This window comes from Rathayibacter sp. Leaf248 (assembly GCF_920939495.1).
GTDB lineage: Bacteria > Actinomycetota > Actinomycetes > Actinomycetales > Microbacteriaceae > Rathayibacter > Rathayibacter caricis.
Window position 1 is genome coordinate 70,528 of sequence record NZ_CAKLAV010000001.1, and the last position, 19,942, is coordinate 90,469.

Below are 19,942 nucleotides of genomic sequence, written 5' to 3' on the forward strand. Positions count from 1 at the left end.
TTCCGCAGGATCGTCGAAGAACGCGCGCAGTTCCGCACGATCGGCGGTACGAGGAGAGGTGGCGGCGATGAGACCGAAGGATCTGCACGATCTCGGCGACCTCGATCCGGTCGATCGCGCACTGGTGCGGCTCCTGCGAGCGGATGCGCGGACGCCGAACAGCCGCCTCGCCGAGCAGGCGGGCATCGCGCCGTCCACCTGCGTCTCGCGCGTGCGGTCGCTCGTCGAGCGCGGCATCATCACGGGCTTCACCGCCGAGCTCGACCCGGCCGCCCTCGGACTCACGCTGCAGGCGCTGATCAGCGTGAGCATCCGGGTCGGTCAGCGCCAGGCGATCACCCGGTTCGCCGACGAGATCCGGGCGCTGCCCGAGGTCGTGCAGCTCTTCTTCCTCGGCGGCTCCGAGGACTTCATCATCCACGTCGCCGTCCGCGACTCGAACGACGTGCGCGACTTCGTGGTCTCGAACCTGTCGGCTCACCCCGCGGTCGCGTCGACCCGCACCAGCATCGTGTTCGACCACCACCGCAAGGGCCCGGCGGTCCCGGAGTAGGTCAGTGCGCTCCGGGGTTCATCTCGCCGTTGCTGCGATCGGTCAGCCCGGGGATCCGCTTCGCGAGCCCGGGGATGCTCTCCTCCGACAGCTCGATACGGGTGTCGCGCAGGCGCTGGCGCAGCAGCGCCTCCGGGTCCTCGTCGGGCCGCAGCTGCAGATCGCCGGCGACCTGCAGCAGGATCCCCCGCAGCTTCTCGTCGAGCACCGCGTCGTCGCTGCCGTGCTGGATCGGGTGGTCCTGGGATGCGTTCGTCATGGCTCCATGCTTCCACCCCCGTCGGGCGTCGGCGACTCCTTGCGGCGGGGCGTCCGGGGGAGGATGGAGTCGTGCCCTTCACCCGCGCCCAGCTCGCGTCCTTCCGCGACCGCACCGTCGAGGATCTGCTGGGCCCCGACGTCCGCCTGCTCTTCGTCGGCATCAACCCCGGCCTCTGGACGGCGGCGACGGGAGCGCACTTCGCGCATCCCGGCAACCGCTTCTACCCGGCCCTGCTCGCGGCCGGGATCCTCGAGCGGCCGATGCGCGTGTCGGAGGGGATGAGCGACGAGGACCGTCGCCTGCTGATCGATCGCGGGATCGGCATCACGAACCTCGCAGCGCGGGCCACCTCGCGCGCCGACGAGCTGAGCGACGAGGAGCTGCGCGCCGGGGCGCGGCGGCTGGTCGCCACCGTCGAGCGGGTGCGTCCCTCCGCCGTCGCGATGGTCGGCATCACCGCGTACCGCGCGGCGTTCGGTCGGCGCTCGGCGAAGCAGGGGCGTCAGGAGGAGGGGATCGCGGGCGTCCCGCTCTGGGTCCTGCCCAATCCGAGCGGTCTGAACGCGCACGACACCACGGAGTCCCTCGGCCGCGCCTATCGCGAGCCCGTCGTCGCGGCCGGGATCGTCCCGGATCCGCCGCAGGAATAGCCCACGACCTCGGGAGGTTGCAGAAGTCCATGAGTATGCATGAAGTGAAGTTCGGCGTCGACACGTTCGGCGACGTCACCCGCGGCGCCGACGGCGCCCTGCTCCCGCACGGCCAGGTCCTGCGCGACGTCGTCGAGGAGGGCGTGCTCGCCGACGCGGTCGGCATCGACTTCTTCGGAGTGGGCGAGCACCACCGCGCCGACTTCGCGGTGAGCGCTCCCGACGTGGTCCTGGCCGCGATCGCGGGCCGAACCGAGCGCATCCACCTCGGATCCGCCGTCACCGTCCTCTCCTCCGACGACCCCGTCCGCGTCTTCCAGCGCTTCGCGACCCTCGACGGAGTCTCGAACGGACGCGCGGAGGTCATCCTCGGCCGCGGCTCCTTCACCGAGTCCTTCCCCCTCTTCGGCCTCGACCTCTCGCAGTACGAGCTCCTCTTCGAGGAGAAGCTGGAGCTCTTCCACGCCCTCCTCGAGGGCGGACCGGTGACCTGGGAGGGCCGCACCCGCGCCGCGCTCACCGAGCAGAGCGTGTTCCCCTCCGTCGAGAACGGGCGCCTGCGCACCTGGATCGGCGTCGGCGGCAGCCCGGAATCGGTCGTCCGCGCCGCCCGGTTCGGCTTCCCGCTGGTGCTGGCGATCATCGGCGGCTCGCCGGCCCGCTTCCGCCCCTACGTCGACCTCTTCGGCCGCGCCCTCGACCAGCTCGAGCAGCCGCGCCTCCCGGTCGCCGTGCACTCGCCCGGCTTCGTCGCCGACACCGACGAGGAGGCGCGCGAGCTCTACTTCCCGCACTACAAGGGCATGGCCGACGCCATCGGCCGCGAGCGCGGCTGGTCTCCGCTCACCCCCGAGCGCTTCGCGGAGGAGGCCGGCCCCGACGGCGCGCTGCACGTCGGCTCGCCCGAGACCGTGGCCCGCAAGATCGCGAACACCGTCGGCGCCCTGGGCATCGACCGCTTCGACCTCAAGTACAGCGCCGGCACCCTGCCGCACGCGGCGATCATGCACAACCTCGAGCTGTACGGCACCCGCGTGATCCCGCTGGTGCGCGAGATGCTCGCCGAGGGCTGAGCCGTCCGGGAGCGCCTTCCCGGGCGCTCCCGACGCCGCCGGCTTCCGAGCGCACGCCCTGCGCGCTCCCATCGGCCGCCCGGCCGCCGCCGATATGCTCGAGGGCTCGCACCGCTCCTCGACCCCTCCGGAAGACCATGCCCGACAGCCACGCCGCCCGCACGCCCTACGAGGTCCTCGGCGTCCCCGCCACCGCGTCCGACGACGAGCTGCGGAAGGCCTACCGCCGCCTGCTCCGCGAGACCCACCCCGACACCGGAGGCGACGCCGCCTCGTTCCACGCGGTCCAGCTCGCCTGGGAGCGGATCGGCAGCGCCTCCGCCCGCACCGACTACGACCGCGGCGCTCCGGCCCCGGGCGCGCAGTCCCCGCAGTCGCCCTACACCGGGTCGCCCCGGCCGCAGACCGCCTCCGCCGTCCGCGCCCGCTCGTACGGCCACCCGGGCGGAGCCGCCCGCGAGTACTACCTGCGCCTCGTGCGGGAGTGGCTCGGCCGCGGCGTCGACATCGACGACCCGTTCGATCCGGCGATCGTCCGCTCCGCGCCGCGCGAGGTGCGGCGCTGGCTCGCGAAGGCGCAGGCAGAGGAGGCCACCGCCTCGCTCGTCGCCTCGCTGGGCATCGCCTACACGATCTGGAACGACGTGGCCGTCGGCGACGGCGGGCTCAAGATCGACCACGTCGTCCTCGGCCCGTCCGGGCTGCTCGCCCTGACCTCGGCCGACTGGGGCGACCAGGTGCGCCTGCGCAAGGGCGAGGTCGAGGGCGCCGGAGTCGCCGACGACGAGAAGCCGATCGCGTCGCTCTCGAAGGCGGCGAGGCGCCTGGGCCGCGAGCTCGGCGTGCGGTTCTCGGCGAGCGTCGTCGTCGTGCCCGACGACGGCCTCGAGCAGCCCTACGAGCAGGTCGAGCGCGGCCGGCACCAGGGCGCGGTACTGATCCGGCGCTCGCTCCTCCCGCAGCTGCTGCGCTCGGGCACCGACGACCGCCTCGGCGGCTACGGCGAGTCCTTCGAGGTCCGCACCCGCGTGCAGAACCGCGTCCGCTTCGTCTGACCGCTCCCGCTAGCCGCCGCGGGTCGCCCGTGCAAGGGGTTAGCAGCCGCCCCGGTCGCCGCGCACCATGGGACCGTGCCCCGGGGCACGCGACGTCGAGCGGAACGAGGAGCGACCATGGTGCGATTCGGATACACCCTGATGACCGAGCAGAGCGGACCCAAGCAACTGGTCGGCTATGCCGTCGACGCCGAGAGGCACGGCTTCGAGTTCGCCGTCTCGAGCGATCACTACTCGCCCTGGCTGACCGAGCAGGGGCACGCCTCCTACGCCTGGACCCTCCTGGGCGCGGTCGCGCAGGCGACGTCCACGATCGACCTCACCACCTACGTCACGGCTCCGACGATCCGGTACCACCCGGCCGTCGTCGCCCAGAAGGCCGCGACTCTCGCGATCCTCTCGGACGACCGCTTCACCCTCGGTCTGGGATCGGGGGAGAACCTGAACGAGCACGTCGTCGGCGAGGGCTGGCCGGCCGTCTCGGTCCGCCAGGACATGCTCGAGGAGGCTGTGCAGATCATCCGCGCGCTGCACACCGGCGAGCTGGTGACGTGGGAGGGCGAGTACTTCCGCGTCGACTCCGCGCGCATCTGGGACCTGCCGGACAAGCCCGTCGAGATCGGCCTCGCCGTCTCGGGCGAGAAGTCGATCGAGCGCTTCGCGCCGCTCGGCGACCACCTGATCACCACCGAGCCCGACGCCGAGCTGATCTCGCAGTGGACGGCCGTCCGCGGTGCCGACGCCGCGCCGTCGCGCACGATCGGGCAGATCCCGATCTGCTGGGCCCCGGACAAGGAGCAGGGCATCGCCCTCGCGCACGAGCAGTTCCGCTGGTTCGCCGGCGGCTGGGCCGTGAACGCCGACCTGCCGACCCCGGCCGGCTTCTCCGGAGCGTCGAAGTTCGTGCGCCCCGAGGACGTGGCCGAGCAGATCGCCTGCGGACCCGACCTCGACGAGCTCGCCGAGAGCTTCCTGCCCTACATCGAGGCCGGGTTCACGGACATCGCGCTGGTCCAGGTCGGCGACGAGCTGCAGCAGCGCTTCCTCGACGAGGCGGCCGACGGCCTCCTCGAGCGCCTGCGCGCCCTCGCGCCGTGAGCGACCCCGTCGTGCTCAGAAGCCGCGCAGCCGCTCGATCTCGCGACGGTCGCGTTTGGTCGGCCGGCCGGCACCCCGGTCGCGCTCGATGATCGCGGGCGCCGATTCGCGCGGCGGGGGCGGCGGAGTGAGATCCTCCGCGCACTCCGCCGCGATCGGCGCGCCGACCCGCTTCACGATCAGCCCGCGCACGATCAAACGCCGGTCGAATCCGGCGATGCGGGCGCGGACCTCGTCGCCGACCTTCACGGTCTGCGCCGCCTTCGCCCGCTCGCCGTTGACGCGGATGTGGCCCGCGCGGGCCGCTGAGGTCGCGGCCGATCGCGTCTTGTACACGCGGACCGCCCACAGCCAGGCGTCCACGCGCACGGCGCCGGTGACCGGGATCTGCATCCGTCCAGTCTACGAACCCGGGAGCCGGGTGGTCCCTCCGGGCCGCTCGGCGGACCCGCACACCCCGCGGTCCCCAGGACCGCCCGACAAGGAGGTCTCCTCATGAGCACCGACCACGGCAACACCGGCTCGAACCCCAACGGCAGCACCTACACCGGACAGGAGGACGCTTCTGTCGCCGAGGCGACCGCCACGAGCACGGCCGCCGGCACCCCGGGCGATGTCGGCATGAGCACGACGAGCGCGCGCTCCTCCGAGGGCGGCACCGGCGTGCCGACCCGCGGCGCGCCCCCGCACAGCGGACTGCCGTCGGAGCTGCGCGACACCGCGTTCGAGCACGCGGGCGCCGAGTACGCGCTCGTCCCGTCCGGCCACGAGGAGTGGCAGGTCCGCCACCCCGACGGCCGCGCCGTCGGGAAGCTCGCCGTGATCTCGCACGCGGGCGAGGAGGCGGAGGCCGTCTTCGTCTCGAGCCGCCTCGGCTCCGAGGACGCCGTCGCCGAGGGCACCGACTGGCGCGGGCTGGTGTCGGCCGTCATCAACGACGAGGCCGCCGACCAGCGCGAGGGCGTCGACCTCGACCCCGCCGCCGTCCGCGTCCGGGGCGGGCTGATCAGCCGCGAGGCGACGGACGTGACCGACCTCTCCTAGTACGTGGCGCTTCCGGGCGCCGCGTCAGCGCGCGAGCAGCGCCGCGTTGATCCGGGCCGAGAGCTCGGCGTCGACGCGGCGCTCGCTCCCGTCGACGGCGCGGATGGGAGCCGCGTTCCGCGCGCTCGAGACCAGCCAGGCGGCGTCCGCGGCGCCCAAGTCCTCGCGGCGCAGGGCCCGGTAGGCGGTCTGCAGACCGAGTCCGTCCGCCAGCGCGAACAGGTCGGCCTGCGTCGTCCCGGGCAGCAGGCCCAGGCTCGGCGGCGGAGTGAGCAGCGCGCCGCCCGTGAGCAGCACGAGGTTCGAGGTCGGCCCCTCCAGCAGGAACCCGTCGCTCGAGACGAAGAGCGCGTCGTCCGCCCCGCGCCGCACCGCCTCGCGCGACGCCGCGCGGTTGACCGCGTACGAGAGCGTCTTCGCCCCCGCGAGCAGCCAGGGCGAGGTCTCCCGCACGTCCGAGCGCAGCCCCCGGTCCAGCAGCACGATCCGCACTCCGTCCCGCCGCGCGGGGCCGAAGTCCGGACTCGTCTGGACGAACACCACGCCCGTCGGCCGTCCGTCGCCCTCGAGCCCGCGCGTCAGGATCGTCTTCACCATCGCCTCCGGCACCCGCGGATGCGAGGCGACCGCCGTGGCGATCGCGTGCCGCCACGCGGCGCCGTCGGGCTCCGGCAGCTCCAGCATCCGGGCCGAGGCCGCGAAGCGGTGGAGGTGGGCGTCGAGCGCCTGCAGCCGCCCGTCGACGAGATTGATCGTCTCGAAGACGCCGTCGCCCCGGGTGAAGCCGAGATCGGTGACGTCGATCCCGCCGACGCCGGTCGGATCGACGACCGCCGCCGCGGCGAGGCCGTGGCCCGGTGACGCCTCGGACGGGCGATCGAGCAGGACGAGGGTGTCAGCGGGCATGGGCGGTGCGGTCCTTCCGGAGGGAGCGGCGAGCGGAGGAGCGGAGCAGCGCGATCGTCAGCAGCGCGCCCAGGAGCGAGCCGAGTCCGTTCGAGACGAGGTCGCGGACGTCCGAGACGCGCGACGGCAGCCAGAGCAGCTGGATCGTCTCGACGAGCACCGAGACGCCGAGCCCGATCAGGGCGGCGAGCAGACGGCGGCGCGGAGGCAGCTGCGCGGCCAGCAGCGCCCCGAGCGGCACGAGCATGAGCACGTTCGCGGTGAACTCGGCGACGTCGTAGTCGAACCACGAGGTCAGCGGAGTCGAGCCGAGGAAGGCGATGATCGAGCGGACGAGCGTCGACGGCTCCCCGGCCGGGTACGGCGCAGGGGTCAGCGTGATCAGCGCGATGACCGCGAGCCAGAGCGCCGTCGCGAGACGGAGGACTCCTGAGCGGCGCATCGTCCGATTCTGCCAGCCACGGGGAGTCGCACCGTCCGGTCGTCCCGGCGCGGTGTGTCAGGCTGGAGGGCATGACGGGCAGCGACAGCGGCGGCGACGCCGCGCTTCCGCGCCACCCCTTCGACGCGTCGCTCGGAGACGGCTGGGTCGAGGTCGGGGACGGGCGCCGGTTCTGGGGCCGTTTCGGCGCGGCCGGTCTGCTCCTGCGGGACCCCGACGGTCGGGTGCTGCTGCAGCACCGCGTCGCCTGGAGCCACTTCGGCGGCACCTGGGGACTCCCCGGAGGGGCCCGCCACCCCGAGGAGTCGGCCTTCGAGGCCGCCCTGCGCGAATCGGTGGAGGAGGCGGGCGTCCCGCCCGAGCTCGTCGTACCCGATGCCGCCAGCGTCGTCACCGTCGGACCCTGGAGCTACACCACCGTCCTCGCGCACGCGCTCGAGCACTTCGAGCCGCGCATCGCCGACGCCGAGAGCACCGAGCTGCGGTGGGTCGCTCCCGACGACGTCGATTCGCTGCCGCTGCACCCCGGCTTCGGCGCCTCCTGGAGCGGGCTGCGCGCTCTCGACGCGGCGCTGCCCGTGCTGGTCGTCGACGCCGCGAACGTCGTCGGCTCCCGGCCCGACGGCTGGTGGCGCGACCGCGCGGGAGCCGCGGAGCGACTCCTCGACGGCCTGGCCGCTCTGGCAGTCGCGGGTCTGCCCGGCGCAGTGCTCGGAGTCGCCGTCGATCGCGTCTGGCCGCGGATCGCCGTGGTCCTCGAGGGCGCGGCCCGCGACGCCGACACCACGGCCGCCCTCGCCGCCGTCCCGCCACGGCGCCTCCGGATCGAGTCGGCGGACGGCTCGGGCGACGACGCGATCGTCGCCCTGGTGCGCGCGCTCGACGCCCCCGCCGCCGTGGTCACCGCCGACCGCGAGTTGATCGCCCGCGTGAGCGCCCTCGGAGCCGCCGCCCTCGGCCCCCGCACCCTGCTCGACCTCCTCGCACCCCGCGATCCGCTCGGGGAATAGCCGGGCGGCCGCCCGGGTTGGAGAGGGCATGGCTACGACCACGATGACCCTCGACTCCCACGACCAGACCGTCTCCGACGGCATCGTCCTCATCGACTTCTGGGCGGCCTGGTGCGGCCCGTGCCGCCAGTTCGCCCCGGTCTTCGAGGCGTCGAGCGACAAGAACGCCGACATCACCTTCGCGAAGGTCGACACGGAGGACCAGCAGCAGCTCGCCGCGAGCTACGGCATCTCCTCCATCCCGACCCTCGTCGTCTACCGCGACGGCATCCCGCTGATGGCGCAGCCCGGCGCGCTGCCCGCCCCGGCGCTCGACAACCTCATCGAGCAGGTGCGCGGTCTCGACATGGTCGAGGTGCGCCGCCAGTACGACGAGGCGAAGGCCGCTCAGGAGGCCGCCGGCCCCGAGCAGTTCGCCGACGGCGCCCAGATCTGACGCTCGAACGACGGAACCCCCGCCGACCACGTGGTCGTGGGGGTTCCGTCGTTCCGGGACGCGTCCGGATCAGCCCGTGTTCTGCAGGCCCGCGGCCACGCCGTTGACCGCGAGCAGCAGCAGGCGCTGGTTCTGCTCCGTCCCCGAGCCGCCCGGATCCGTGCGCAGCGCGCGGAGCGCCCGCAGCTGCAGCAGCGAGAGCGCGTTGACGTACGGAGTGCGCAGCCGCACCGCCCGGCCCAGCACGCGGTGTCCGGTGAGCAGGCTCTCCTCGCCCGTGATCGAGAGCACCCAGCGCCGGGTCGCCTCCATCTCGTCGAGGACGAGTGCCGCCAGGTCGTCGCGCGAGTCGAGCGCCAGGTAGCGGCGCGCGATGCCCTCGTCGGTCTTCGCCAGCGACATCTCGACGTTGTCGATCATCGTCGTGAACAGCGGCCACGAGGCGTACGCCGAGCGGAGCAGCTCGAGGTCGCCCACGGCCTCCAGTGCGCTGCCGAGCCCGAACCAGCCGGTCAGGTTGACGCGCGCCTGCGTCCACGCGAACACCCACGGGATAGCACGCAGGTCCTCGAGCGACTCGACCGAGAGGCCGCGGCGCGCGGGACGCGAGCCGAGCGCGAGCAGGCCCACCTCCTCCTGCGGGGTGACCCGGGCGAACCAGGGCGCGAAGCCGTCGGCCTTCACCAGTTCGAAGAAGCGCTTGCGCGACTCGCGGTCCATCGTCTCGGCGACCTCGCGGAAGCGGTCGGCCGCCGCGGCGTTGCGCTCGCCGACCGAGGGGGAGGAGGCGAGGAGGGTCGCGCCGGCGACCTGCTCGATGTGCCGGGTCGCGATGTCCGGGTTGCCGTAGCGCGCGAAGATGACCTCGCCCTGCTCCGTCAGCTTGAAGCGGCCGTCGACCGATCCCGGCGGCTGCGCGAGCACCGCGCGGTTGGCGGGTCCGCCGCCGCGTCCCAGTGCGCCTCCGCGGCCGTGGAACAGCGTGAGCACGATTCCCTCGTCGGCCGCCCACTTCGCGATGCGCGCCTGGGCGTCGTAGAGCGCCAGCGTCGCCGAGACGGGTCCGACGTCCTTCGACGAGTCGGAGTAGCCCAGCATCACCTCGAGGCGGTTCCCGGTCTCGTCGAGCCGCTTGCGCACCTGGGGCAGCCGGATCATCTCGGCGAGGATGTCGGTCGACGCGTCGAGGTCGGCGAAGGTCTCGAAGAGCGGGATCGCGTCGATGACCGGCGGGTGCCCCTCCGTCGCCGCGTCCGCGAGCTCGAACACGGTCCGCAGGTCGTCCGAGGACTGGGTGAACGAGACGATGTAGCGGCGCGCGGCGGCGACGCCGAAGCGCTCCTGCACGGTCGCGATCGCGCGGAACACCGAGAGCACCTCCTCGCTGCGCTCGTCGAGTGCACCGCCGGCCCGGATCGCCGCGATCGTCTCGCGGTGCACCTTCGAGTGCTGGCGCACCTCGATCTCGGCCAGGTGGAAGCCGAACGTCTCGACCTGCCAGATCATGTTCTGCAGGTCGCCGTAGGCCGAGCGGGCGTCGCCGGCGGCGAGGAGCGACTCCTGCAGCGTCCGCAGGTCGCCCATCAGCTCGGCGGCGGAGGAGTACGCGAGTGCGCCGCCGGAGCGCGTCGCCGCCAGGCGCTCGGCCGCGAACAGCAGCACGCGCCGGTGCGTCTCGTTGGGGGAGCGGTCGGCGATGTCCTCGGCGAGCTCAGGCGCGCGGCCCGTGCACGCGTCCCAGAGCGCCAGCACCTCGTCCGACGGCGGAGTGGTCGACGCGTCGAGCGTGAGGGCGCGGCCCACGCGGCGCGCGACCCGCTCGAGCCCCATCAGCACGTGCTCGGAGGCGATCCCGACGGCCTCGAGGGTCGTCGCGGCGGTGACGAACGGGTTGCCGTCGCGGTCGCCGCCGATCCAGGTGCCCAGCCGCACGAAGGCGGGGGCGATCGGCGCGCGGGTGCCCGACGCCTCGCCCTGGAGGGCGTCGTCCAGACGGCGGTAGACGCGGGGGAGGACCGAGAACAGCGACTCGTCGAAGACGCTCATCGCGGTGCGCACCTCGTCGAGCGGCGACGGCTTCGACTCGCGTAGCGGCGCGGTGCGCCAGAGCGTGTCGACGTCGGCGAGCAGGCGCCGGCGGTTCTCGAGCAGCACCACGCCGCCCGTGCGCGGGTCGTCGCGCTGCTCGAGCAGCGCGCTGATGCGCCGGATGGTCGAGGCGACGGCCCGGCGGCGGGCCTCGGTGGGGTGCGCGGTGAGCACGGGGCGGAACTCGAGGCGCGAGAGGCGCTCGAACGCCTCCTCCTCGCCGAGCTCGGCGGTGAGCGTCGCCACCGACGCGGTGATCGAGTCCTCGGGCGACTGCGCGCCGGCATCGGCCTCGCGCCTGCGCAGTACGCGCACGCGGTGGAACTCCTCCGCCACGTTGACGAGGTGGAAGTAGCAGGTGAAGGCGCGCGCCACCTCCTCGGCGCGCTCGGCCGAGAGCGACGCGACGAACTCCTCCGCATCGGCGAGGTCCTCGGGTCGCCCGCCGTCGTACGCGCTGATCGTCAGCGCGCGCAGGCGCTCGACGTCGGTGTAGAGCGTCGGGTCCCCGGATTCGCGGAGGACCTGACCGAGGAGCTCGCCCAGGAGGTGGACGTCCGCACGGATGCGGTCGTCCAGGGGCGGCGCGACGGTGCCGTCGGCGGAGGTGGGGGCGGGTGCTGCGGTCGCGGCTGGCGCGTCGGAGATCGGAGGCACCTGACAGACATTAGCGGCGCCTCGTATCCGGGAGATGACGCCCGGGTCTCGTTTCGCAATGGAATGATCGGAGGTGTGACCGTGACACCCGCACCCTCCGCTCCCGCCGTCCAGACAGAGCAGGCCGCTCCTCACGTCGTCGTGCTCTTCGGGGCGGTCGGCGATCTCGCGCGGCGCAAGCTCATCCCCGGCATGGCGCATCTGGCGCTGTCCTCGCTCGCGCCCGACGTGCGCATCGTCGGGACCTCGCTCGAGGAGCACGACGACGAGTCGTTCCGCGCCTTCGCGAAGCTCGCGTACGACGAGTTCGGCAGCCGCTCGCTCACCCGCGCGCAGTGGGACGAGTTCGCGTCGAAGCTCTGCTACGTGCCGCAGTCGGCGGGCCCAGCCGCCCTGGCCGGGGCCGTGAAGTCTGCCGAGAAGGAGCTGGGCCCGGACGTCAGCCGCCTCCACTACCTCAGCGTGCCGCCCAAGGCCGCGCTGTCGGTCGTGCGGATGCTCGCCGAGGCGGGCCTCGTCGAGCGCTCCCGCATCATCATGGAGAAGCCCTTCGGCGTCGACCTCGAGAGCGCCGTCGTCCTCAACGCCGAGCTGCACGAGACGTTCGACGAGGAGCAGATCTTCCGGATCGACCACTTCCTCGGCAAGGAGCCGGCGCAGAACATCCTCGCCTTCCGCTTCGCCAACGGCCTCTTCGAGCCGATCTGGAACCGCAACTTCATCGACCACGTCCAGATCGACATCCCCGAGAAGCTGACGCTCGACCGTCGCGCCGAGTTCTACGAGTCCACCGGCGCCTACAAGGACATGGTGGTCACGCACCTGTTCCAGGTCCTCGCGTTCATGGCGATGGAGCCGCCGACCGCCCTCGAGCCGCAGGCGATCAGCGAGGAGAAGAACAAGGTCTTCCGCTCGATGCGGCCGCTGAACCCCGAGAACGTGGTGCGCGGCCAGTACATCGGCTACCGCGAGGAGCCCGGCGTCGCCCCCGACTCCGAGACCGACACCTTCGTCGCGCTCAAGTGCGAGATCGACAACTGGCGCTGGGCTGGCGTGCCGTTCTACCTCCGCACGGGCAAGCGCATGGCGGAGGGGCAGCGCATCATCTCGATCGCCTTCCGGGAGCCTCCGAAGAGCATGTTCCCGCAGGGCTCCGGAGTCGGCGCCCACGGCCCCGACCACCTCACCTTCGATCTCGCCGACGCCTCCAAGGTCTCGCTGTCCTTCTACGGCAAGCGGCCCGGCCCGGGCATGCGCCTGGACAAGCTCAGCATGCAGTTCGCGCTGCAGGAGACCGATCGCGCCGGCGACGCCCTCGAGGCGTACGAGCGGCTGATCCTCGACGCGATGCGCGGCGACCACACGCTCTTCACCACCGCCGAGGGCATCGAGCGCCTCTGGGAGGTCTCGGCGCCGCTCCTGCAGGATCCGCCGCCCGTGCGCCTCTACGCCCCCGGCTCCTGGGGCCCGAACGCGATCCACCAGCTGATCGCGCCGCACGCCTGGCGTCTCCCGTTCGAGCGGGTCTGGCGCGACAAGCGCTGACCCGGCGCGCGGGGCCCGCCCGTAGGCTGAGCGCATGGCGCGCGCGGGGGAGGACCGGATCTGGACGGTCCCGAACGTCCTGAGCATGGTGCGCCTGGCGCTCGTCCCCGTGTTCCTCGTCCTCGTGATCGAGGGGGAGGACGCTCTGGCGCTGCTCACCCTGGTGGTCTCCAGCCTCACCGACTACCTCGACGGCTGGATCGCGCGCCGCTTCGACCAGATGACGCGCCTCGGGCGCATCCTCGATCCGGCCGCCGACCGGCTCTACATCTTCGCCACGGTGCTCGGCCTCGCGTTCCGCGAACTCGTGCCGTGGTGGCTGGTCGCCGTGCTGGTCGCGCGGGATCTCATGCTCGTCGTCCTGGCCGTGATCCTGGCGAACACCGGCTACGGGCCGCTCCCGGTGCACCACCTCGGCAAGTTCGCGACGTTCTGCCTCTTCTACGCCCTGCCCCTGATCATGCTCGGACAGGCGTTCCCGGCTCTCGCGCCGGCCTCGCTGCCCATCGCCTGGGCCTTCGCGCTCTGGGGCGCCTTCCTCTACTGGTGGGCCGGGATCGTCTACGCGGTGCAGACGGCCGGTCTCGTCCGGGGGGTCCGGTCGCAGAACTCCGGGTCCGGCGGGCCCCCGGATTCCGATACGCTGAACGGATAGGAGGTACGTCTTGGCCGAGCCCGTGCGTGGAGCATCATCCACCGAACCGCTGAAGTCCGAGCCCGTCGAGCCCTCGACGGACACGACGCTCACGTTCACCGACGACATCGGTGCGCAGCTCGCTGCGCTCGACAACCGCGCCTCCCGCGACGAGGCCGAGGCGGTCGGCGCGCTGCCGTCCGGATCCGCCCTGCTGGTCGTGCGCCGCGGTCCGAACACAGGAGCGCGCTTCCTCCTCGACACCGACTCGACGACGGTCGGCCGGCACCCCGACGCCGGGATCTTCCTCGACGACGTCACCGTCTCGCGCCGCCATGCGGAGTTCGTCCGCCGCGGCACGGGCTTCGAGGTCCGCGACCTCGGCTCGCTCAACGGCACCTACTTCGACGGCGTGCGCATCGAGTCCGCACTCCTGACCGACGGCTCCGAGGTGCAGGTCGGCAAGTTCCGGCTCACCTTCTACGCGTCCCGCGCCGACCTCGTCGCCGCACCGGACGCGTAGACCGTGGGGCGCTCCACCGCCCGGGCCCTCCCGTCCGGTCCGGCCGCTCTGCTGAGCATCGGACAGGTCCTGTCCCGCCTCACGACCGAGTTTCCCGACGTGACCCCGTCCAAGCTCCGCTTCCTCGAGGAGCAGGGGCTCGTGTCACCCGCTCGCACCGACTCCGGGTACCGCAAGTTCTCCGGAGCGGACGTCGAGCGGCTCCGCATGATCCTCGCGCTGCAACGCGATCACTACCTGCCGTTGAAGGTCATCCGCGGCTACCTCGACGACGTCGACGCCGGCCGCGAGCCGGTGCTCCCGAGCGGCGTGGGCGGGGCGCCCGCCTCCCTGCTCGCCCCGGCGTCCCGGCTCACCCGCGAGCAGCTCGCGCAGGAGTCCGGAGCGAGCGGCGCGCTCCTCCAGGAGGCGATCGGCGCGGGACTCGTCCGCGGTGGCGAGTTCTACGGCGAGGAGGCGGTGACGACCCTCAAGGCGCTCGTCGAGCTCTCGCGATCGGGCATCGAGCCGCGCCACCTCCGCCCGCTGCGGGTCGCGGTGGAGCGCGAGATGTCGCTCATCGAGAGCGTCGTCGCGTCGAGCGCCCGCCGGGGCGACGTGTCCGGCTCCGCGAGCGCGACCGAGAACGCCATCGGGCTCGCGGCGCAGCTCGGAACGATCCGGAGCGCCATGGTCCGCAGCGCCCTCACGCGGATCGCCCGCTCGTGATCCCGCGGCCGCGACGACACGCCGCGGCCGTCGAGCCGATGTCGTTTACTCGGCACCCCCGGGTGAGTACCGTAGGGAGCGCGTTCGGACGATCCGGCGTTCGGATCCGGAAGGCCACGGGATGAGAGAAGTCCGCCGCGACGTCAGCGGCCAGCGCGACCTCGTCCTGTTCACCGACGGACTCCCCGATCTCGACGCCAGCGCGGGCTACCGCGGAGCGGTCGCAGCCCGTGCTGCCGGCATCACTTACCGCCAGCTCGACTACTGGGCCCGCACCGAGCTCGTCGAGCCCACCGTGCGCGGCGCCTCGGGGTCCGGCACGCAGCGTCTCTACGGCTTCCGCGACATCCTCGTGCTCAAGCTCGTCAAGCGACTGCTCGACACCGGCATCTCCCTCCAGCAGATCCGCACCGCGGTCACGCAGCTGCGCGAGTCCGGGGTGGACGACCTCGCCCAGACGACGCTCATGAGCGACGGAGCGAGCGTCTACCTCTGCACCTCCAACGACGAGGTCATCGACCTCCTCAGCCGCGGTCAGGGCGTCTTCGGCATCGCCGTCGGCAAGGTCCTCCGCGAGGTCGAATCGAGCCTCGTCGACCTCGGCAGCCAGTCCGTCGACCCCCTGGACGAGCTCGCCCAGCGCCGCGCCTCCCGCAAGGTCGGCTGACCGCCGCTCCGGTCACCCGCCTGCCCCCGCTGATCCGTGGTTCCGCGGCCTCTGCTGATCGAGTAGCCCGCGCAGCGGGCGTATCGAGATCCGCCCACCGCCAGGAACCGCTGTCGCCGCGCCGACCACTCCGCCCGACGACGACGACGGCGCCGCAGCCCGAGCTGCGACGCCGTGGTCGAGAAGAGGTCGCGCCTACTTCCCCGCCGGCACCTGCTCGCCGATGCGGCCGGTGCGGATGACCCGGTCGAGCAGCAGGTCGAAGTTGTGCGCCATCTCCTGCGCGCTCTCGCCCGGCCAGACGTGGACGGGCTTCGCCGCGCCCTGCGCCTGCTGCAGCGAGGTGCGCTCCGGGAGCTGGGGGCTGAGCACCAGCGGGCCGAACATGTCCCGCAGCTCCTTGATCCGGAACTGGTGCTCGAGCGACTGGACGCGCGCGCGGTTCACGATGATGCCGAGGGGCTGCAGGCGCGGGCTGAGACCGCGCCGGATCTCCTCGATCGCGCGCAGGGCGCGGTCGGCCGCCGCGACGGAGAAGAGCCCGGGCTCGGTGACGACGGCGACGCGGTCGCTCGCCGCCCACGCGGTGCGGGTCAGCGCGTTCAGCGACGGGGCGCAGTCGATCAGCACGAGGTCGTAGTCGGCCTCGACGCTCGCGAGCGCCTCCTCGAGCTTCCAGATGTCGCGGATGCTCGGGTGCGGTCCGTCGAAGTTGATCGCCGACGGGCTGCCGATGAGCACGTCGATCGTGCCGTGGTGCTCCTTCGTCCAGCCGGAGGGGGCGATCGCCGAGCGGACGATCTTCTCCTTCGGCGACGTGAGCACGTCGGCGATGTTGAGGTGGCCGGCGACATTGATGTCCATGCCGGTGGAGACGTCGGACTGGGGGTCGAGGTCGACGACGAGCGTTCGCAGACCCTTCGAGAACGCTGCGGACGCGAGGCCGAGGGTCACCGTGGTCTTGCCGACGCCGCCCTTGAGGGAGCTCACGCTGAGTACATGCATGGCTGGTTACTTTACTTTCACTAGGGTGGGAGAACCTAACCGTTCCCTGCGCGCCACCCGGCCCGGGATGCGGATACGGGGGCGCGACGTCGCACTCCCGGCTCCCCGTCGCCCGCGGAGGACCGACCCGAAGGACTGCCGTGTTCTCGAAGATCCTTGTGGCCAATCGCGGAGAGATCGCGATCCGGGCGTTCCGTGCCGCGTACGAGCTCGGGGCGCGCACCGTCGCCGTGTTCCCGTACGAGGACCGGAACTCGATGCACCGGCTGAAGGCCGACGAGGCCTACCAGATCGGCGAGAAGGGGCATCCGGTCCGGGCCTACCTCGATGTGGCCGAGATCATCCGGGTCGCCCTCGAGTGCGGTGCCGACGCGATCTACCCCGGCTACGGGTTCCTCTCCGAGAACCCCGAGCTCGCCCGAGCGGCGGCCGACGCCGGCATCGCGTTCATCGGTCCTCCGGCCCGGGTCCTCGAGATGGCGGGCAACAAGGTCACGGCGAAGGAGCACGCGCGGGCCGCCGGCGTGCCGGTGCTGCGCTCCACCCCGGCGTCGCGCGATCTCGACGAGCTGCTCGCGGGCGCCGCGGAGATCGGCTTCCCGATCTTCGCCAAGGCGGTCGCGGGAGGAGGAGGTCGCGGCATGCGGCGCGTCGACGCTCCGGAGGACCTCCGCGCGGCCCTCGAGGCCGCCATGCGGGAGGCCGACAGCGCGTTCGGCGATCCGACGATGTTCCTCGAGCAGGCGGTCGTCCGGCCCCGGCACATCGAGGTGCAGATCCTCGCCGACGCCGACGGAGAGACGGTCCACCTGTTCGAGCGCGACTGCTCGGTGCAGCGCCGGCACCAGAAGGTCGTCGAGATCGCGCCCGCGCCGAACCTCGACGAGACGACCCGGCAGGCGATGCACCGCGACGCCATCGCCTTCGCCCGGTCGATCGGGTACGTCAACGCGGGCACGGTCGAGTTCCTCCTGGACACCGCGGGGGAGCGGGCGGGCGAGCACGTGTTCATCGAGATGAACCCGCGCATCCAGGTCGAGCACACGGTGACGGAGGAGGTCACCGACGTCGACCTCGTCGCCTCGCAGATGCGGATCGCCGCCGGGGCGACCCTCGCCGAGCTGGGGCTGACCCAGAGCGAGCTGCGACTGCACGGGGCGGCGCTGCAGTGCCGCATCACCACCGAGGACCCGGCGGCCGGCTTCCGTCCGGACACCGGCAAGATCACCACGTACCGCTCGCCGGGCGGCGGCGGGATCCGCCTCGACGGCGGCACGATCAACCCGGGTGCTCAGATCAGCCCGCACTTCGACTCGATGCTCGCGAAGCTCACCTGCCGCGGTCGCGACTTCCCGGCGGCGGTGGCCCGCGCCAAGCGCGCTCTCGCCGAGTTCCGGATCCGCGGCGTCTCGACGAACATCCCGTTCCTGCAGGCCGTGCTGGACGATGCGTCGTTCGCCGCGGGAGACCTCAGCACATCGTTCATCGACGAGAGGCCGGGGCTGCTCGCCGGCCGCGAGTCCCGCGACCGGGGCACGAAGCTGCTGACCTGGCTCGCCGAGGTCACGGTGAACCAGCCGCACGGCGCCCGACCGCCGGGACTGCGGCCCGTCGACAAGCTGCCGGCCGTCGACCTCGCGGCTCCTGCTCCCGCCGGGTCCAGGCAGCGCCTGCTGGAGCTCGGCCCGAAGGGGTTCGCCGACGCCCTGCGTGCGCAGACCGCCCTCGCGGTCACGGACACGACCTTCCGCGACGCGCACCAGTCGCTCCTCGCGACGCGGGTCCGCTCCCGCGACCTCGTGGCCGTCGCCCCCTCCGTCGCCCGGCTCACTGCGCAGCTGCTGTCGGTCGAGGCCTGGGGAGGCGCGACCTACGACGTCGCGCTCCGCTTCCTCGGCGAGGACCCGTGGGAGCGGCTCGCGGCCCTCCGCTCGGCCCTGCCGAACGTCGCGATCCAGATGCTGCTCCGGGGCCGCAACACCGTCGGCTACACGCCCTATCCGACGGAGGTGACCGACGCGTTCGTCCGCGAGGCCGCCGCCACCGGCGTCGACGTCTTCCGCATCTTCGACGCGCTCAACGACGTCTCGCAGATGCGGCCCGCCATCGACGCCGTGCTCGCGACGGGCACCACGGTCGCCGAGGTGGCCGTCTGCTACACCGGCGACCTGCTCGATCCGGCCGAGGACCTCTACACCCTCGACTACTACCTCCGGCTCGCCGAGCAGATCGTCGACGCGGGGGCCCACGTGCTCGCGATCAAGGACATGGCGGGGCTGCTGCGCCCGTACGCCGCCGCCCGCCTCGTCGAGGCGCTGCGCGGGAGGTTCGACCTGCCGGTGCACGTGCACACCCACGACACTCCCGGCGGTCAGCTCGCCACCCTGCTCGCCGCGGCGGAGGCGGGTGCCGACGCCGTCGACGCCGCGTCCGCGCCGATGGCGGGCACCACGAGCCAGCCCTCGCTCTCGGCCCTGGTCGCCGCCCTCGCGCACACGCCCCGCGACACCGGGCTCGACCTCGACGCCGTCTCGGATCTCGAGCCCTACTGGGAGGCGGTCCGCCGCCTCTACCGCCCGTTCGAGTCCGGCCTGCCCGGACCGACCGGGCGGGTGTACCGCCACGAGATCCCCGGCGGTCAGCTCTCGAACCTGCGGCAGCAGGCGATCGCGCTCGGCCTCGCCGACCGCTTCGAGGTCGTCGAGGACCTCTACGCCGCCGCGAACGGGATCCTCGGACGGGTCCCCAAGGTCACGCCGTCCTCCAAGGTCGTCGGCGACCTCGCCCTCCACCTCGCCGCGGTCGACGCCGACCCCGCCGACTTCGCCGAGAACCCGCAGGCCTACGACATCCCCGACTCCGTCGTCGGCTTCATGGCGGGCGAGCTCGGCGAGCTGCCCGGCGGCTGGCCCGAGCCGTTCCGCACCCGGGTGCTCGAGGGGCGCGACGTGCGCATCGGAGTGGCCGACCTCTCGCCCGAGGACCGCGCGGTGCTGCTCGGCGAGGACGCGGACGCCCGGCGCGCCACGCTGAACCGGCTGCTGTTCCCCGGCCCCGCCCAGCAGTTCCTCGACGTGCGCGAGTCGTACGGCGACGTCTCGGCCCTCGACACGGCCGACTACCTCTACGGCCTGCGGCAGGGCGAGGAGCACGTGGTCGAGATCGCGCGCGGTGTCCGCCTCTACGTCGGGCTCGAGGCGATCGGCGACGTGGACGACAAGGGCATGCGAACGGTGATGACCACCCTGAACGGGCAGCTGCGGCCGGTGTTCGTCCGCGACACGACCGTCGCGGTCGACACGACGAGTGCCGAGAAGGCGGACCGGACCGTCCCCGGTCAGGTCGCCGCTCCGTTCGCGGGGGTCGTGACGCTCAAGGTCGCCGTGGGCGACGTCGTGGCGGCGGGAGCCGCGATCGCGACGATCGAGGCGATGAAGATGGAGGCGGCCATCACGACTCCGGTCGCGGGCACCGTCCGACGGCTCGCCGTCCCGGTGACGCAGCAGGTCGACGCGGGCGATCTGCTGGTCGTCGTCGAGGCGTCCTAGCAGTCGGAGCCCGGGGGCTCCAAGGCCCGGCGCCCCCG

20 protein-coding genes are annotated in these 19,942 nt (G+C 72.7%); 14 read left to right on the top strand and 6 right to left on the bottom strand.

Annotation, left to right across the window (positions count from 1 at the left end; all coding sequences use genetic code 11):
- The first annotated feature begins 67 nt into the window (after window positions 1-67).
- Entirely contained in the window at window positions 68-553 is a 486-nt protein-coding gene (locus tag LRG51_RS00385) for an Lrp/AsnC family transcriptional regulator (RefSeq protein WP_056867545.1), read from the top strand.
- 1 nt (window position 554) lies between these two features.
- Here LRG51_RS00385 and LRG51_RS00390 read toward each other — a convergent pair whose 3' ends face one another.
- Window positions 555-812, bottom strand: coding sequence for a hypothetical protein (locus LRG51_RS00390; RefSeq protein ID WP_055794872.1), 258 nt, complete (start codon window positions 810-812; stop codon window positions 555-557).
- A gap of 71 nt (window positions 813-883) precedes the next feature.
- On the opposite strand from LRG51_RS00390, the gene mug reads away from it, so the two are divergent.
- The 4 genes from mug (at window position 884) to LRG51_RS00410 (ending at window position 4,691) form a co-directional block, all read left to right on the top strand.
- Window positions 884-1,465, top strand: a complete 582-nt coding sequence (gene mug, locus LRG51_RS00395) for a G/U mismatch-specific DNA glycosylase (protein ID WP_230670367.1) — start codon at window positions 884-886, stop codon at window positions 1,463-1,465.
- A gap of 35 nt (window positions 1,466-1,500) precedes the next feature.
- Complete coding sequence (locus LRG51_RS00400) at window positions 1,501-2,538, top strand: LLM class flavin-dependent oxidoreductase (RefSeq protein WP_056867296.1); 1,038 nt, start codon at window positions 1,501-1,503, stop codon at window positions 2,536-2,538.
- A 137-nt stretch (window positions 2,539-2,675) separates the two neighbouring features.
- A complete protein-coding gene (locus LRG51_RS00405; protein ID WP_107575335.1) occupies window positions 2,676-3,593 on the top strand; it encodes a J domain-containing protein in 918 nt (305 codons plus the stop codon).
- 117 nt (window positions 3,594-3,710) lie between these two features.
- Window positions 3,711-4,691, top strand: a complete 981-nt coding sequence (locus LRG51_RS00410; RefSeq protein ID WP_230670369.1) for a TIGR03557 family F420-dependent LLM class oxidoreductase — start codon at window positions 3,711-3,713, stop codon at window positions 4,689-4,691.
- Between the two features lie 15 nt (window positions 4,692-4,706).
- On the opposite strand, the gene LRG51_RS00415 is transcribed toward LRG51_RS00410, so the two are convergent.
- A complete protein-coding gene (locus LRG51_RS00415) occupies window positions 4,707-5,084 on the bottom strand; it encodes an RNA-binding S4 domain-containing protein (protein ID WP_055794888.1) in 378 nt (125 codons plus the stop codon).
- Between the two features lie 102 nt (window positions 5,085-5,186).
- On the opposite strand from LRG51_RS00415, the gene LRG51_RS00420 reads away from it, so the two are divergent.
- Window positions 5,187-5,735 carry a hypothetical protein gene (locus LRG51_RS00420; protein WP_230670371.1) on the top strand — a complete coding sequence of 183 codons (549 nt, stop codon included), beginning with the start codon at window positions 5,187-5,189 and terminating at the stop codon, window positions 5,733-5,735.
- A gap of 24 nt (window positions 5,736-5,759) precedes the next feature.
- Here the strand turns inward: LRG51_RS00420 and LRG51_RS00425 are convergent, their stop codons facing one another.
- Window positions 5,760-6,641, bottom strand: coding sequence for an aminotransferase class IV (locus LRG51_RS00425; protein ID WP_230670373.1), 882 nt, complete (start codon window positions 6,639-6,641; stop codon window positions 5,760-5,762).
- Window positions 6,631-7,083, bottom strand: a complete 453-nt coding sequence (locus LRG51_RS00430) for a VanZ family protein (RefSeq protein WP_055794895.1) — start codon at window positions 7,081-7,083, stop codon at window positions 6,631-6,633. Before LRG51_RS00430 ends, LRG51_RS00425 begins: the two co-directional genes overlap by 11 nt.
- Before the next feature lie 71 nt (window positions 7,084-7,154).
- On the opposite strand from LRG51_RS00430, the gene LRG51_RS00435 reads away from it, so the two are divergent.
- Together LRG51_RS00435 and trxA are read left to right on the top strand one after the other, a co-directional pair.
- Window positions 7,155-8,093: an NUDIX domain-containing protein gene (locus LRG51_RS00435; protein WP_230670376.1), complete on the top strand. Its 939-nt coding sequence runs from the start codon at window positions 7,155-7,157 to the stop codon at window positions 8,091-8,093.
- Window positions 8,094-8,121: 28 nt separating this feature from the next.
- A complete protein-coding gene (gene trxA / locus LRG51_RS00440) occupies window positions 8,122-8,529 on the top strand; it encodes a thioredoxin (protein WP_055794900.1) in 408 nt (135 codons plus the stop codon).
- A 69-nt stretch (window positions 8,530-8,598) separates the two neighbouring features.
- Here the strand turns inward: trxA and LRG51_RS00445 are convergent, their stop codons facing one another.
- Window positions 8,599-11,196 (bottom strand): phosphoenolpyruvate carboxylase, encoded by a 2,598-nt coding sequence (locus LRG51_RS00445; RefSeq protein ID WP_230673059.1) that lies wholly within the window; start codon window positions 11,194-11,196, stop codon window positions 8,599-8,601.
- 159 nt (window positions 11,197-11,355) lie between these two features.
- On the opposite strand from LRG51_RS00445, the gene zwf reads away from it, so the two are divergent.
- The 5 genes from zwf (at window position 11,356) to LRG51_RS00470 (ending at window position 15,351) form a co-directional block, all read left to right on the top strand.
- Window positions 11,356-12,819 carry a glucose-6-phosphate dehydrogenase gene (gene zwf, locus LRG51_RS00450; RefSeq protein WP_230670378.1) on the top strand — a complete coding sequence of 488 codons (1,464 nt, stop codon included), beginning with the start codon at window positions 11,356-11,358 and terminating at the stop codon, window positions 12,817-12,819.
- A gap of 34 nt (window positions 12,820-12,853) precedes the next feature.
- The gene (locus LRG51_RS00455; RefSeq protein WP_055794903.1) at window positions 12,854-13,474 is read left to right on the top strand and encodes a CDP-alcohol phosphatidyltransferase family protein; all 621 of its coding nucleotides are present in this window, start codon (window positions 12,854-12,856) and stop codon (window positions 13,472-13,474) included.
- A 49-nt stretch (window positions 13,475-13,523) separates the two neighbouring features.
- Window positions 13,524-13,976, top strand: a complete 453-nt coding sequence (locus LRG51_RS00460; RefSeq protein WP_230673060.1) for an FHA domain-containing protein — start codon at window positions 13,524-13,526, stop codon at window positions 13,974-13,976.
- Between the two features lie 3 nt (window positions 13,977-13,979).
- The gene (gene ftsR, locus LRG51_RS00465) at window positions 13,980-14,684 is read left to right on the top strand and encodes a transcriptional regulator FtsR (RefSeq protein ID WP_055794906.1); all 705 of its coding nucleotides are present in this window, start codon (window positions 13,980-13,982) and stop codon (window positions 14,682-14,684) included.
- Between the two features lie 121 nt (window positions 14,685-14,805).
- Window positions 14,806-15,351 (top strand): MerR family transcriptional regulator, encoded by a 546-nt coding sequence (locus LRG51_RS00470; protein WP_055794909.1) that lies wholly within the window; start codon window positions 14,806-14,808, stop codon window positions 15,349-15,351.
- A gap of 195 nt (window positions 15,352-15,546) precedes the next feature.
- On the opposite strand, the gene LRG51_RS00475 is transcribed toward LRG51_RS00470, so the two are convergent.
- A complete protein-coding gene (locus LRG51_RS00475) occupies window positions 15,547-16,356 on the bottom strand; it encodes a ParA family protein (protein ID WP_055794914.1) in 810 nt (269 codons plus the stop codon).
- Between the two features lie 140 nt (window positions 16,357-16,496).
- Between LRG51_RS00475 and LRG51_RS00480 the strand changes: the two genes are divergently transcribed.
- The gene (locus LRG51_RS00480) at window positions 16,497-19,904 is read left to right on the top strand and encodes a pyruvate carboxylase (RefSeq protein ID WP_230670380.1); all 3,408 of its coding nucleotides are present in this window, start codon (window positions 16,497-16,499) and stop codon (window positions 19,902-19,904) included.
- Window positions 19,905-19,942: the final 38 nt, after the last annotated feature.

Coding starts and splice junctions, on each gene's coding strand:
- LRG51_RS00385 (WP_056867545.1), top strand. CDS start 68: ATGAGACCGAAGGATCTGCACGATCTCGGCGACCTCGATCCGGTCGAT.
- LRG51_RS00390 (WP_055794872.1), bottom strand. CDS start 812: ATGACGAACGCATCCCAGGACCACCCGATCCAGCACGGCAGCGACGAC.
- LRG51_RS00400 (WP_056867296.1), top strand. CDS start 1,501: ATGCATGAAGTGAAGTTCGGCGTCGACACGTTCGGCGACGTCACCCGC.
- LRG51_RS00405 (WP_107575335.1), top strand. CDS start 2,676: ATGCCCGACAGCCACGCCGCCCGCACGCCCTACGAGGTCCTCGGCGTC.
- LRG51_RS00410 (WP_230670369.1), top strand. CDS start 3,711: ATGGTGCGATTCGGATACACCCTGATGACCGAGCAGAGCGGACCCAAG.
- LRG51_RS00415 (WP_055794888.1), bottom strand. CDS start 5,084: ATGCAGATCCCGGTCACCGGCGCCGTGCGCGTGGACGCCTGGCTGTGG.
- LRG51_RS00420 (WP_230670371.1), top strand. CDS start 5,187: ATGAGCACCGACCACGGCAACACCGGCTCGAACCCCAACGGCAGCACC.
- LRG51_RS00425 (WP_230670373.1), bottom strand. CDS start 6,641: ATGCCCGCTGACACCCTCGTCCTGCTCGATCGCCCGTCCGAGGCGTCA.
- LRG51_RS00430 (WP_055794895.1), bottom strand. CDS start 7,083: ATGCGCCGCTCAGGAGTCCTCCGTCTCGCGACGGCGCTCTGGCTCGCG.
- LRG51_RS00435 (WP_230670376.1), top strand. CDS start 7,155: ATGACGGGCAGCGACAGCGGCGGCGACGCCGCGCTTCCGCGCCACCCC.
- trxA (WP_055794900.1), top strand. CDS start 8,122: ATGGCTACGACCACGATGACCCTCGACTCCCACGACCAGACCGTCTCC.
- LRG51_RS00455 (WP_055794903.1), top strand. CDS start 12,854: ATGGCGCGCGCGGGGGAGGACCGGATCTGGACGGTCCCGAACGTCCTG.
- LRG51_RS00470 (WP_055794909.1), top strand. CDS start 14,806: ATGAGAGAAGTCCGCCGCGACGTCAGCGGCCAGCGCGACCTCGTCCTG.
- LRG51_RS00475 (WP_055794914.1), bottom strand. CDS start 16,356: ATGCATGTACTCAGCGTGAGCTCCCTCAAGGGCGGCGTCGGCAAGACC.